Source organism: bacterium Scap17 (assembly GCA_013376735.1).
GTDB lineage: Bacteria > Pseudomonadota > Gammaproteobacteria > Pseudomonadales > Halomonadaceae > Cobetia.
In genome coordinates this window covers 2,619,746-2,632,562 of the sequence record VINJ01000001.1, presented here as the reverse complement: position 1 = coordinate 2,632,562, position 12,817 = coordinate 2,619,746, and the positions used below count along the sequence as shown (strand labels likewise).

The window sequence follows — 12,817 nt, the reverse complement described above, 5'->3', positions numbered from 1 at the left end:
ATCAGTGACATCCCTCTGCGTTCGGTGCAATGAGCTGGAGCGCTGGTTCCCGGCGCTGCGCTGTTTGCTTGAGCACAGGCTTGGCTGCAGGCGCGGGTGCAGGTCCGGATGAGGGCCGACAGGTGGGCGCAGCGTAAGCAGGCGAGTGGGTGCGAGAGTCAGAGTGATCGTGTGAATGCTCATGGCGATAGAAGGCCAGGGCATCAGCGGTATCGAGCCCGAACAGATCCTGGTAGGCCGGTGAGGCCATGACACGCTCAGGCGTGCCCTGACAGCAGACGTGGCCATGCAGGCAGACGACACGGTCGGAGGCGCGCATCACCACATGCAGCTCGTGACTGACCATCAGTACCCCGCAGCCGAGGGTGTGGCGGACGCGATCGATCTGACGGTAGAAGTCCGCGATGCCACGGTGATCCAGCCCTTGGGTTGCCTCATCGAGCAGCAATATATCGGGCGAATCCATCAGGGCACGGGCCAGCAGAATACGCTGGAATTGCCCCCCCGAGAGGTCGGCGATCTGCTGTTGCTCGACGCCGGGGATGCCGGCCTGCGCCAGGGCATTTGCCACCGCCGCGCGCGAATGGCGATGGGGCAGATTCAGGAAACGCACCACCGTCATCGGCAGTGTCGGGTCCAGGCTCAGGCGCTGGGGGACGTAGCCAATTCTGCAGCCTTGTTGACGATATATCCGCCCGCTCGTCGGGGACACCGCCCCGATGATGCTGCGAAGCAACGTGGACTTGCCTGAGCCATTGGGGCCTACCAGGGTAACGATTTCGCCGCGCTCAACCTCGAGATCGATCGCATCGAGGATACGATGCCTGCCGAGCGTGACACACAGATTCTTGATCGATAACAGCGACATGGGGACCTCTTGGCGCTGAAGAGTTGACGGGTCAGTAACCATTAATGTTATGTTATAACATATTGAGTCTGGTCACTGCAGCCTTCGATCTTCCTTCCGCGATATCGCCTCTATTGGAGAACCGCCATGCGCCATCGGTTACTGCCTTCCCTCTCTCTGCCCCTGATGCTGGCACCTGCCGTGGCAGTGGCCGAGGTGCCATCGGTCCCGGTGGACATCCCCCCGGTGCACTCACTGGTGGCACGTGTCATGGGGGAGCTGGGCAGCCCCGATCTGGTCATCCAGTCAGGCGCTTCACCGCATGGCTATTCCATGCGTCCCTCCGAGGCCAGGGCACTGTCCGATGCGGATGTGGTGTTCTTCGTCAGTGATGAGCTGACGCCCTGGCTTGCCAAGGCGCGTGCGTCGCTGGCCGCGGAGGCCGATGCCGTCGAGTTGATGGAGGTGCCGGGCACCCTGCACCTGACCTATCGTTCGGGCCCCACCTTCGAGGCGCATCATCACGCTGATGAAGCCTCTTCCGCGCATGGCGAAGAGCACGACGAGCATGGTGGCCACGAAGCCCATGCGGATCACGACGAGCATGGTCATGACGGCGAGAATCCCCATGGCTGGCTGGACCCGGTGAATGCTCACACCTGGCTGGGCGCCATTGCGGAGTCACTGGCAGCACAGGACCCGGAGCACGCGGCGACCTATCGCAGCAATGCCCAGGTGGGGCAGCAGGAGCTCGAGGCGCTGACCGAGTCACTGTCAGCGCGTCTGGCTCAGGTGCAGGGCACTCGCTACATCGTCTTCCATGATGCCTATCAGTACTTCGAGCACCGCTTCGACGTGCCGGCGTCTGGTGCCATCTCGCTGGGCGATGCCTCCACCCCCAGCCCGGCCCGCGTAAAGGAGATCCAGGCGCGCGTCAAGCAGGACGACATCCAGTGCGTCTTCCGAGAGCCACAGTACAACCCGGCGTTGATCGAGAGCGTCTTCGAGGGAACTGGCGTCAAGACCTCCATCGTCTTCGAGCCGCTGGGTGTGGGGCTGCCGCTGGGCGAGACGCTGTATCCGCAGCTGATCGAGCGCCTGGGACAGGGCATCCTGCGGTGTGCCGACGCCTGATCGCTCCGTGACAAATCGACGGGGGCGCTGTCGGCCCCCGTCTTTCCTCAAGAGCCTCATCCTCAAGGGAGAGCCACCGCATGCCCCACCCGACATCGCCACCGCTGAGTGAGCGTGACGCAGAGTTCTGCATCAATGCCGCGACGCGCACGCTGGAGCGCTGGGCGATTGCCGTCACTCGCGGGGAGAAGGAGACGCTTCTCTCGCTGTATGCAGAGGACGCGATCCTGGTGCCGACGGTCGCCGATGATGTGCGTGAGAATCGCCAGCAACGACAGGCCTACTTCGATGGCTTTCTCGCCAATGAAGCGCTGGCCTGCGAGTTGGGAGAGTACTCACCCCGAGTCAGTCGCAAGCTGGGTACCGTCGTGATTGGAGGGCACTACACCTTCGAATATCGCGCCGCTGACGAGACGGTCACGATTCCGGCCCGTTTTCTGTTCACCTTCGAGGAGATCCTCGGTGAGTGGAAGATCACCGGTCATCATTCCTCGCGACTGGCGGGATGATTCTGCGCTGACGACGAGCCGTCCGCGCTCTGCTCTTCACCTCTCCTGATACACCCCACACTTCGGCTGAGCTCAGTGCCGCCTTCCTGCATCCTGAGGGAGGCGGTCACTGACGAGGGCCGCTTTGGATATCTGACGAATGACCGCAATACTCCCCGACGTTTCCCTGACCGAGCGCTCGCGCTCCTTGAGTCCCCTGGAATGGGTGGGCATGCAGGGGATTGATCTGCCTGTACTCATCGAGGAGGGCGATTATCGCCGTGAATTGCATGCCCACGTGGATGCGCAGGTCGACCTGCCGATGCCGCATACCAAGGGCATTCACATGTCGCGCCTTTACCGCCTGCTGGATGGGCTGGCGGAGGGCGAGCCACTGACCCCGGGCAATCTGCAGGACGTGCTCGCCGCGATGGTGGCAAGCCATCACGACTGCGCCTCGCGCAATACCCGCGTCAGGCTGGAATTCGCGCTGCTGGTGAAGCGTCCGGCACTAGTCACACCGCAACTCTCTGGCTGGAAGTCCTACCCCGTCACGCTGGAGGCCAGTCTGCGCGAGGACAGCTTCACGCTGCAGGCCAGTGTCACGGTGGGGTATTCCTCCACCTGTCCGTGCTCGGCGGCCCTGTCGCGCCAGCTGATCGAGCAGGCATTCCTGGCGGCTCATCGCAATGACACCACACTGACGCCTGAGCAGGTCGCCGAGTGGCTCACCCATAACGCCACTCTGGCCACGCCCCACAGTCAGCGTAGCGAAGCGCAGGTCCAGATCGAGCTGAAGCCCACGGCGCAGGATCTGGGGCTGATCGCGCTGATCGATGTCATCGAACAGGCCGTGGCCACGCCGGTCCAGACGGCCGTGAAACGCGCCGACGAGCAAGCCTTCGCGGCGCTCAATGGCCAGAATCTGATGTTCGTTGAAGACGCCGCACGCAGGTTGATCAATGGCCTGGCGATCTCAGACGGCGAGGCGCATGTGCATGTACGGCATATCGAAAGCCTTCACCCGCATGACGCCGTGGCCTGGGGTCGCCGCGACTGAGTGACGCCGTGGCTGAGTGACGCCCAGCCGCACTCTTGCCTGGCGCTCAAGCCGGGTTCTCCAGCCTCATTCGCCCGTTCTGCCCTTTTTCGAGAGGTTGGCGTCTCTGATCTACATGCATGCTCCGCCGAGGAAATCGGCGGGGCTTTTGGTTTTGCAGAGCTGAAAAAACGCCAGACACCGCTGCTGACGATAGCAGACGGATGATGTCGGTATGTGGTTTGCCATCCAGTCCAGATGAGGCCGGGGAAGGGGGATTGTTGCGTATTTCGCTAGACAAAGGTCTATTTCTGCTGCGGTGTGATTGACCGGTGCGGCAGTGGGCGACTAAGTTTTGCTTCATCTGGTATGGTTTGCAGTCCACTTTAGGGAGTGGAATATGAACGTCACGCACGTGAGTCAGTCTCGCCAACACAGACTCAGGTCCGGAGCGATCAAGCGGCAAGCCAGCCCCGATACGTCCATACCCCACAACAGAACAATCAAAGGGATTCGACAATGAAGCGAGCCATGCTTGCCGCCACGCTGTTAGCCGCCGCCTTGGGTACCACCACTGCGCATGCCGAGAAGATCGTGTTTGCCATCGGCGGTAGCCCCAACAGTCTGCAGGGCCAGACTGCGCAACATTTCGCCGATAGCCTGCAGGCACGACTCGGGGATGAGCATCAGGTCGAGTACTACCACAGTGGCCAGCTGGGCGATGAGCGCCAGCTGATCCAGAAGCTGCGCCTCGGCACGGTCGATCTGGCCGCGATTTCCTCGGTGATGTCGTCCGTCTCGCCAAGCTTTGCACTATTTGACATGCCGTTCATGGTCAAGGATCGCGAGCATCTCAAGCGCATCGATGACGAGATCGTGATGACGGACCTGGCCGAGGATGCCAAGGCCAAGGGCCTCAAGCTGGTCTCCACCTGGGAGAACGGCTTCCGCCAGATCACCAACAATGAACATCCCGTGGTGGATCCGAAAGACCTGGACGGGCTGAAGCTGCGCACCCCGCAGAGCGAATGGCGTACCGGCATGTTCACGGCGTGGGGTGCCAATCCGACACCGATGGCCTTCTCGGAGGTCTTCGTGGCACTCCAGACCGGGGTGGTCGATGGCCAGGAGAACCCGCTGTCCAACATCGATGGCGCCAAGTTCCAGGAGGTCCAGAAGTACCTGTCACTCTCCAATCATGTCTATTCGCCCATCTGGCTGACCAGCAGTCAGGCCGGCTGGGGCAAGATGCCCGAGGACGTGAAGGCCGCGATTGCCGAGGTGTCCGCCGAGACCCAGAGCTGGGCCTTCGCCAAGGGGGCAGAACTGGATGACAAGCTGCTGGCGAGCCTGAAGGCGGGCGGCATGGCCGTCAATGAGGTGGATCGGGATGCCTTCGTCACCGCGAGTGCGCCGGTCTATCAGGCGTTCTCCGACAAGGTCGACGGTGGTCAGGCGATGGTCGACCGGGCCATGGCACTGGCCAAGGAGTAAGTCATGAGCTCGCATTCCCATGCGGCCAAGGCAACCTTCCCCACCGAGAGTGGGGAAGGACTGACGGCCACGGCTGGTGTGACCCTGCTGGACAGAGTCAACAAGGTGGTGGAACGCTGCCTGGAAGTGTTCACCGTCGGGTTGCTGCTCTCGCTGACGGTGATCGTGTTGGCGGCGGTGGCCTTGCGTACCTTCGGGGGCTCCTTGCCCTGGTATGACGAGGTCGCCTCGATCAATCTGGCCTGGCTCAGCTTCTATGGCGCTGGCCTGGCGGCTCTGAAGCGATCCCATATGGGCTTCCCTGGTCTGATCACCAAGGCGCCCATCGCACTGCGCAGTGCACTGTTCATTACCTCTGAGCTAATCGTGATCGGGTTCTTCGCCGTGGTGGGCTGGTTCGGCTATCAGGTGCTTGACGTGCTGGCCTGGGACTCCCTCATCGCCTTGCCGGCCATCGGTCTGGACGTCACCCAGTCGGTGATTCCGATCAGTGCGGCGCTCTTCATACTGTGTGAACTGCTGAGTCTGCCTCATGCCTGGCGCAAGATGTGTGCAGGCGTCAACAGTGAAGAGGAAGAGATCGCGGAAGCCATCCGTCTGGCCGAGCAAGACCTCAAGGAGCACCGTTCATGACGTTACTGATCATTATCGCGGCGCTGTTCGCACTGGTGTTGATCAACGTGCCCATTGCGGTCGCCATCGGCACCGTCGGGGTCGTCGGAGTGGTGATCTTCATGGGCGTGGACGCGCTGGTGAACGTGCCACTGACGCTCTTCAATGGCGCCACCAAGTTCCCGCTGATCGCAATTCCGCTGTTCATTCTGGCCGGCGCGCTGATGAATACCTCGGGCATCTCCATGCGACTGATCAACCTCGTCACGGCCATGGTCGGATTCGTGCGCGGTGGCCTGGCGATGGTCAATGTCGGGGTATCGCTGTTCTTCGCCGAGATTTCCGGCTCCGCGGTGGCCGATGTGGCCGCGACGGGTTCGGTGCTGATTCCCGAGATGAAGAAGCGCAAGTACACGCCGCAGTTCTCGGCGGCGATCACGTCGTCTTCGGCGTCGCTTGCCATCATCATTCCGCCGTCGCTGTCGATGATTCTCTACGGGGCCATCGCGGACACGTCCATCGTCAAGCTGTTCGTCGCCGGCATCATTCCGGGGATTCTGGGTGGTCTGGGGCTGGCGATGCTCTGCTACTACTACGCCCGCAAGTACAACATGCCGCGTGAGGCTGCCTTCTCGCTGTCGACACTCGGCAAGGCGTTTCGCGAGGCCTTCTGGGCCCTGACGCTGCCGGTCATCATTCTGGGCGGTATCTTCGGTGGCTTCGTGACCGCCACCGAAGGCGCGGGCATCGCCGTGCTGGCGGCGCTGGTGATCGGGGGGCTGGTCTATCGTGAGCTGAACCTGCAGGTGCTGTACCGCGCGGTGATCGATGGCGTGATCCAGACCTCCGTCGTGATGCTGCTGGTCGCCACATCTGCGGTGCTGGGGCTGTTCCTGACCGAGATGCAGTTGCCGCAACAGCTGGCCCAGGAGATCACCGCGATCACCACGGACCCGGTGGCGGTGCTGGCGTTGCTCAACATCCTGCTGCTCCTGCTCGGCATGTTCCTGCATGGTGCCGCTGCCATCATTCTGGTGGTACCGATCGTGATGCCATTGATCCAGCAGATCGGCATCGACCCCATCCACTTCGGTCTGATCCTGACCCTCAATCTGGCCATCGGTCAGCAGACGCCGCCCGTGGCCTCGGTACTGGCCACCTCATGCTCCATCGCCAAGACGGACATGTGGGAAACCACCAAGGTCAATCTTCCGATGATCTTCGTGCTCTTCCTGGTGCTGATGCTGGTCACCTACGTGCCGGCGATTCCCATGAGTCTTGTCGAGCACTTCTATGGTTGATAGCTATGTCTGAGAGATAAGGTTGAGAGGGCAGTGGTGGAGACTGCCCGCCAGACACGCCAAGGCCGCCCTTTGAGGCGGCCTTGGCGTGTCTGAAATAGGCGAGTGAAATGTGCGGGGAATGACCATCGGCCAGGCCAGGCCTCATCAGGTGGGGTATTTCACTGCTCTGATCCCGTAACAGGTACGCCACCCACAGCCTTTCGAGGGCCGGACACACGCTGCTCGGCGCGCAGCGTCCACATTACACCGCCGAGAATCAACAGCATGCCCAGCATTTCGTTGCTCTGCGGCCATTGCCAGGCAAGCAGATATCCGTAGAGCAACGCACAGCAGGTCTCGAAGACGATCATCTGTCCGCCTACCGACACCGGCAGGCGCTGGGCCGACGAATTCCACAGGGCATTGGCGATCCAGGAGCCCCCGACCGACATGAACAGGGCTGCGGCAGCGAAGGCCAGCCAGCGCTCAGACGAGAGCTCCAGCGGCAATATTCGCGGCTGCAAGACGGCGACCAGCACAAGAATCATCACTGCCACGACCCCGGTCGCGATGCCTTGCAGGGTGGACCACTCTCGCGCGGAAAAACGACCGGCCTTGAGTTGCTGGGCATTGCGCAACGCGAACCATGCCCAGGACATCACGCCGAGCGAGCCACACAGCACGCCGATCAGGTCTCGCCACTCTCCCGCGCCTTGAAGGAAGCGAAGCAGAACAGGCACGTTCATGCAGATGATTCCCACCCCGATCAGCGTCAGGGACAGGCTCACGGACAGGCGGCTCGCCTGAATATGGCGTCTCCCGATCAACATCACCGCCACCGGCACCAGCCCGTTGATCAATGCCGCGATGGCCACGCCGGCATATTGGACGGCCGCCGTCAGCAAGATGAAATATGCCACATTGCCTGTCAGCGCCAACTCCAGCAGCAAGCGGGTATCGCGCGTAGTGAGGCGAGCAGACAGGCGGCGAGCATGGGGTAACGCTATCGCCGCGGCAAACAGTCCGTAGAGTCCAAAACGCGCGCAGCTGATGACCACTGGATGGATGTCACCAAGCAGTGATGGCAACACGATGACGCCTCCCCAGAGGGCGCCTGCCATGCCAGCATGGACTATTGCTTTCTTCATGATGAGTCGCCCTTGTCTTGATCAAGGGGCCACTCTAATGCGTTACTTTGTGATCAAGCAGCGACTTTGCCGCATCCAGCCATTCCGTCAAGGAATGTGCGGCGAGAGAGCTGCCTAGAGCCATCCGCGCGAGCGCAATGACGAACACAGACACAATTCCAAATACAGGGAGCCACCATGGCAGGACGTTTCCGCCATCTTCCCTCACTGGAGGGACTTGCAGCCTTCGAGTCCGTGAGTCGCTTGGGAAGCTTCACCCGTGCCGCCGATGAGCTGTGCCTGACCCAGAGCGCCATCAGCAAGCAGATTCGCGCGCTGGAAGCGTCACTTGGCACGCCGCTGTTCGTGCGCAAGGCGCGTGGTGTCACGCTTTCCAAGGCGGGAATGCTCTACCAAAAGGACATTTTCCCGGCGCTGCAAGGGCTCGAGATGGCCGGACAGCGCCTGCGCGCACTGCAGCACCCTGACACCGTCAGCGTGCTGGCAACGCATGCCGTCTCCCAGTACTGGCTGTTCCCTTGCCTTTTGAGCTTCAGCGCCGAGCACCCCGAGATTACCGTGCACATCCATGCCAGCAACGAGATGGATGCCAGCATGGTGCCGGACCATGATCTCGCGATCCTCTATGGCGACGGCGAATGGCCAGCGCTGAGTGCTACGCCGCTGATTCACGAAGATATCTATCCGGTGGCGCGCCCGGATGTGATCAAGGAGCAGGGACTTTCGCTGGAAGAGCTGGCCCAGCGCCCGCTGATTCAGCTGGACTCCTCGTGGAACTGCATGGACTGGTCTCACTGGTTCGCCCATTTCGGTATTCGCTACCGCCCGCCCAAGTCAGACATCACCTTCAATCAGCTGACGCTGACCTTCGCCGCCATCCAGCGAGGTGCCGGCATCGGACTGGCGTGGGACTTCATGGCGGCGGACGCCATCGCCAAGGGCGAGCTGATTCGTGTCACGGATCATCGCGCGATCACCGGCCTCGCGGAGCATCTCGTGTTTGATCTCGATCGACCGCTCTTGGCCTCCGCGCGACTGTTCCGGGATTGGCTGATCGCCAAGGCTGGGGAGGGCGGTGTGACAGGGCAGAATGTCTGAGCAGAAGGGCTGAACGTGATGGGTTCAGAGGGTCCCGGGACCTCACCGGGCTTTCAAGTAAGCCGAGCGCAGGGAGGGATATATGCCGAGAGTGACCACTGAAGCGCTGATCAAAGTGATATTCAGGTTTTACTAAAGTATATGTTTCAAGGGTAGAAGCATTGGTCCGAGGTTGATGTCTAGCCCATGCCTGGTAGTTCATTCCTCGAGATAGGCTTCCTGTAAGGAACACAAGATTTCGTCAACTCACTGCATCGGGAATCTGGAATATAGGCGATAAAACAATATTTTTGTTGTAATATATCGTTTTTCATCCTGTCTGGAGATGGCAAGCGAGCATGATGGTTACAAATAAGTGGGACGAAGGGGCAGGTTGGAAAAGTCCTGGATGGTTGCTGCTCATCGGAGTGGCGTCATTGATGGTGTATACGTTTTTCAATATTCCCGCTGGCGATATCGCCAAGCCAGCAGAAACCTTGTTGGCGTTTTCTGGTTTGATCGCATTTTGTATCTGGGGAAAAGGTTTCCGTCTTCCTGTACTGCTATTGCTTGGGGCAGTCGTAACGGTGCAGTTGATTTCATGGTGGGCGGGATTGTCACACCACCCGCAGTGGATGGATTCATCTCCTCGACTGGCGCTTCTCGCCAAGTTGTTCATATTCATCAGCGTAGCTTGGTGGCTACGCGGTAGTACGCGAAATACGCTACTTCTCTGGGGTGTAGCAGCAACTGGCTTTTTATTGACTACCTTTTTTCTGGCGCCACCGAATGATGAAAACTGGATAACAGGACTATCCGGTGAGAGAGCTGATTTTGGTATACGTAACGCGCAACATTCCGCAATGTTCTTTGGTACCTTGTTATTGGGACTAGTAGCATTTTCTAAACGTATCTGCCAGCAGGGGAGTCGCCAAGGGGTGCGCATTACCTTATGGGGGATGGCACTGATTATCGCGCTGGCAGGTATTGTCGTTGGTCAAACGCGGGCAGTTTGGATTGGTACTATAGTATCACTTGGCTTAGGGTTGTCGGTCTGGGGTGGCTTTGTCGTAATGCGTCGTGGTGTCCGCCAATTCTTGAAATACCTATCAATGTTTTTGGCTGCATTAGCCTTGTTGATGGTAGTGTTTGGACTAGGCTTGGGGGATTCTCTTGAAAAGCGTGTCAATAAAGAAAGTGATGTGATAACCCAAGTATTGAAGGGCGAGTTGACCCAAATCCCGTATACCAGCGTTGGTATCAGGGTCAATAGCTGGATCGCGGCAAGCGAATGGATCGCTGAGCGCCCGCTGACAGGCTGGGGAGCAAAAGGCAAAAGTCTTGTGATGCGCGAGACAGCCTGGATTCCTGAAAAAGTGGCGAAGAAATATGGCCATCTACATAATTTCTTCATGGAGACGTGGGTAGCCTATGGCCTATTGGGTGTGCTGGCCATAGCTGCATTAATGATATGGATCGGTCGTGCGACCTGGTTGGCTTGGCGCGCAGGAGTCATGCCAAGTGATATGGCTTTCTTTGGAATGATATTCTTCGTTTTCTGGATGATCATCAACCAGTTTGAATCCTATGAGTCTATGTGGACTGGGTTGTATATCCACAACATTGTTGTTGGCGGCCTGGTAACTCATTACTGGCGTTGGCGCCATGAGCAGCAGAAGCAGATTGAACACTAACCTGCTACGTTCCTGAAATATCAGAATATTGCAAATATTACGCACCGCTACAGCAATGAATACTCAAGCCCCATGCAGATTTCACTGCGTGGGGTTTTTTCTTTATGGAAGGCCTCTGGAGCGAAAGAGTATCACTACTCCAGATGCTATTGTCTCGCCGTAACGGGAAATACGATAGGCTCTGATAGAGTCTCAGGCTGGCATAGCTACGGCTGGTACGAGTTGGCTTGGAGCTCATGTAACGGATAGAAGACAGTCACCCTTATGCGTTGCCACTCGGAAAGAGCGGCTGGCTTATCACCTCCAGCCGCTCACATTCCATTTATCTATTCGATGGTCATTGGGTAGGAAAGCTGCTGCAAGTACTCCAAGTTCAGTCGATGTGCTTCATTGAGCTTCTCGCCCCTCCCGCACTCCATCCACCAGTCGGCTGATGCCGGAGGTCGCGTCGTGCTTGAGCTCCGGTGGCAGCAGGGCATCCGGCAGGTCCTGATAGCAGACCGGGCGCAGGAAGCGGTGAATCGCGGCGGTGCCGACTGAGGTGGTGCGACTGTCGGAGGTGGCGGGCCAGGGGCCACCGTGGACCATGGCGTCACAGACTTCGACCCCTGTCGGCCAGCCATTGACGAGGATGCGTCCAGCGCGACGTTCCAGCACCGGCAGCAGCTGACGTACGGCATCGTGATCGGCGTCATTCAGGTGCAGAGTTGCGGTCAGCTGGCCCTCCAGCGCGCTGCAGACCTGCTTGAGCTGAGCGAGATCATCGCATTCGATGATCAATGAGCTGGAGCCGAAGACTTCGGCCTGCATGGCCTCATTAGCCAGGAAGTCACTCGCCTGAGTGCTGAACAGCTGGGTCTGGCAGGGGCTAGCGATGGGAGAGTCGCTTTCGCCACTGGCCAGGCAGGTGATGCCGGGCTGTGAGGACAGGCTTGCCACGCCCTCGGCATAAGCCTTGTGGATGCCCGGCGTCAGCATGGTCTGCACCGGACTTGCCTTGATGGCGGGAATGGCGGCTTGCTTGAAGCGCTCCAGTGCTTCGCCCTTGACGGCCAGCACCAGCCCCGGGTTGGTGCAGAACTGACCGGCGCCCATGTTGAGCGAGCCGACGAATGCGCTGCCCAGCGCTTCGCCGCGGGCTTCCAGTGCGGCCGGCATCAGGATGACCGGGTTGATGCTGCTCATTTCGGCATAGACCGGAATCGGCTGTGGGCGCGCCTGAGCGAGAGCCAGCAGGGCGGTGCCGCCACTGCGCGATCCGGTAAAGCCGACCGCCTGGATCTCGGGATGCTTGACCAGCGCCTGGCCGACCTCATTGCCCGGGCCAAATAGTAGTGAGAAGACACCTTCCGGCATGTCGCAACGCTTGGCGGCGCGCGCCACGGCCTGGCCGACCAGTTCCGAGGTGCCCGGGTGAGCCGAGTGCCCCTTGACCACCACCGGGCAGCCTGCGGCCAGCGCGGAAGCGGTATCGCCACCGGCCACCGAGAAGGCCAACGGGAAGTTGCTGGCCCCGAAGACGGCCACTGGGCCCAGCGGGATCTGACGCTGGCGCAGGTCGGCACGCGGCAGGGGCGCACGCTCCGGCAGCGCAGGGTCGACGCGCACATCCTGCCACTCACCGCGGCGCAGTACCTTGGCAAACAGCTTGAGCTGTCCGCAGGTGCGGCCGCGTTCACCGTTCAGGCGTGCCTCGGGCAGGCCGGTCTCCTGCATGGCGCGCTGGGTCAGGGTATCGCCCAGTGCATTGATTTCCTCGGCGATGGTCTCGAGGAAGATGGCTCTCGCGTCGGTCGATGTAGCGCGATAGGCATCGAAGGCCTGACTGGCCAGCTGGCAGGCCTCTTCCACCGTGCTCGCGTTGGCACCCGGATAGGCAGGCTCCAGACGCTCACCCGTGGCCGGATTGATGGCGTGGATCGCCTCGCCCTGAGCGGCGAAGCTGCGTTGTCCGATAAGCTGATGACCGTTGAGTGACATCATGTCTTCTCCTTGATAAGT

At 60.1% G+C, this 12,817-nt stretch carries 11 protein-coding genes; 8 read left to right on the top strand and 3 right to left on the bottom strand.

What is annotated here, in order from left to right:
- Position 1 precedes the first annotated feature (1 nt).
- Positions 2–868, bottom strand: coding sequence for a metal ABC transporter ATP-binding protein (locus FLM52_11115; protein NVN56333.1), 867 nt, complete (start codon positions 866–868; stop codon positions 2–4).
- A gap of 126 nt (positions 869–994) precedes the next feature.
- Between FLM52_11115 and FLM52_11110 the strand changes: the two genes are divergently transcribed.
- From FLM52_11110 to FLM52_11085, 6 genes are all read left to right on the top strand, one after another.
- Positions 995–1,981 carry a zinc transporter gene (locus tag FLM52_11110; GenBank protein ID NVN56332.1) on the top strand — a complete coding sequence of 329 codons (987 nt, stop codon included), beginning with the start codon at positions 995–997 and terminating at the stop codon, positions 1,979–1,981.
- 80 nt (positions 1,982–2,061) lie between these two features.
- Positions 2,062–2,490, top strand: a complete 429-nt coding sequence (locus FLM52_11105; protein NVN56331.1) for a DUF4440 domain-containing protein — start codon at positions 2,062–2,064, stop codon at positions 2,488–2,490.
- A gap of 139 nt (positions 2,491–2,629) precedes the next feature.
- Positions 2,630–3,529 carry a GTP cyclohydrolase I FolE2 gene (locus FLM52_11100; GenBank protein NVN56330.1) on the top strand — a complete coding sequence of 300 codons (900 nt, stop codon included), beginning with the start codon at positions 2,630–2,632 and terminating at the stop codon, positions 3,527–3,529.
- A gap of 498 nt (positions 3,530–4,027) precedes the next feature.
- On the top strand, positions 4,028–5,002 hold the full coding sequence (locus FLM52_11095) for a TRAP transporter substrate-binding protein (GenBank protein ID NVN56329.1): 975 nt from the start codon (positions 4,028–4,030) through the stop codon (positions 5,000–5,002).
- A gap of 3 nt (positions 5,003–5,005) precedes the next feature.
- Positions 5,006–5,635: a TRAP transporter small permease gene (locus FLM52_11090; GenBank protein NVN56328.1), complete on the top strand. Its 630-nt coding sequence runs from the start codon at positions 5,006–5,008 to the stop codon at positions 5,633–5,635.
- Entirely contained in the window at positions 5,632–6,915 is a 1,284-nt protein-coding gene (locus tag FLM52_11085; protein NVN56327.1) for a TRAP transporter large permease, read from the top strand. The genes FLM52_11090 and FLM52_11085 overlap by 4 nt, the downstream gene beginning before the upstream one ends.
- A gap of 161 nt (positions 6,916–7,076) precedes the next feature.
- On the opposite strand, the gene FLM52_11080 is transcribed toward FLM52_11085, so the two are convergent.
- Complete coding sequence (locus FLM52_11080) at positions 7,077–8,045, bottom strand: DMT family transporter (protein ID NVN56326.1); 969 nt, start codon at positions 8,043–8,045, stop codon at positions 7,077–7,079.
- 177 nt (positions 8,046–8,222) lie between these two features.
- Between FLM52_11080 and FLM52_11075 the strand changes: the two genes are divergently transcribed.
- Both FLM52_11075 and FLM52_11070 read left to right on the top strand, forming a co-directional pair.
- Positions 8,223–9,143, top strand: coding sequence for a LysR family transcriptional regulator (locus FLM52_11075; protein NVN56325.1), 921 nt, complete (start codon positions 8,223–8,225; stop codon positions 9,141–9,143).
- Positions 9,144–9,550: 407 nt separating this feature from the next.
- Positions 9,551–10,816, top strand: a complete 1,266-nt coding sequence (locus FLM52_11070) for an O-antigen ligase family protein (protein NVN56324.1) — start codon at positions 9,551–9,553, stop codon at positions 10,814–10,816.
- Positions 10,817–11,203: 387 nt separating this feature from the next.
- Here FLM52_11070 and FLM52_11065 read toward each other — a convergent pair whose 3' ends face one another.
- Entirely contained in the window at positions 11,204–12,796 is a 1,593-nt protein-coding gene (locus FLM52_11065) for an aldehyde dehydrogenase (NADP(+)) (protein NVN56323.1), read from the bottom strand.
- Positions 12,797–12,817: the final 21 nt, after the last annotated feature.

Coding starts and splice junctions, on each gene's coding strand:
- FLM52_11115 (NVN56333.1), bottom strand. CDS start 868: ATGTCGCTGTTATCGATCAAGAATCTGTGTGTCACGCTCGGCAGGCAT.
- FLM52_11110 (NVN56332.1), top strand. CDS start 995: ATGCGCCATCGGTTACTGCCTTCCCTCTCTCTGCCCCTGATGCTGGCA.
- FLM52_11105 (NVN56331.1), top strand. CDS start 2,062: ATGCCCCACCCGACATCGCCACCGCTGAGTGAGCGTGACGCAGAGTTC.
- FLM52_11100 (NVN56330.1), top strand. CDS start 2,630: ATGACCGCAATACTCCCCGACGTTTCCCTGACCGAGCGCTCGCGCTCC.
- FLM52_11095 (NVN56329.1), top strand. CDS start 4,028: ATGAAGCGAGCCATGCTTGCCGCCACGCTGTTAGCCGCCGCCTTGGGT.
- FLM52_11090 (NVN56328.1), top strand. CDS start 5,006: ATGAGCTCGCATTCCCATGCGGCCAAGGCAACCTTCCCCACCGAGAGT.
- FLM52_11085 (NVN56327.1), top strand. CDS start 5,632: ATGACGTTACTGATCATTATCGCGGCGCTGTTCGCACTGGTGTTGATC.
- FLM52_11080 (NVN56326.1), bottom strand. CDS start 8,045: ATGAAGAAAGCAATAGTCCATGCTGGCATGGCAGGCGCCCTCTGGGGA.
- FLM52_11075 (NVN56325.1), top strand. CDS start 8,223: ATGGCAGGACGTTTCCGCCATCTTCCCTCACTGGAGGGACTTGCAGCC.
- FLM52_11065 (NVN56323.1), bottom strand. CDS start 12,796: ATGTCACTCAACGGTCATCAGCTTATCGGACAACGCAGCTTCGCCGCT.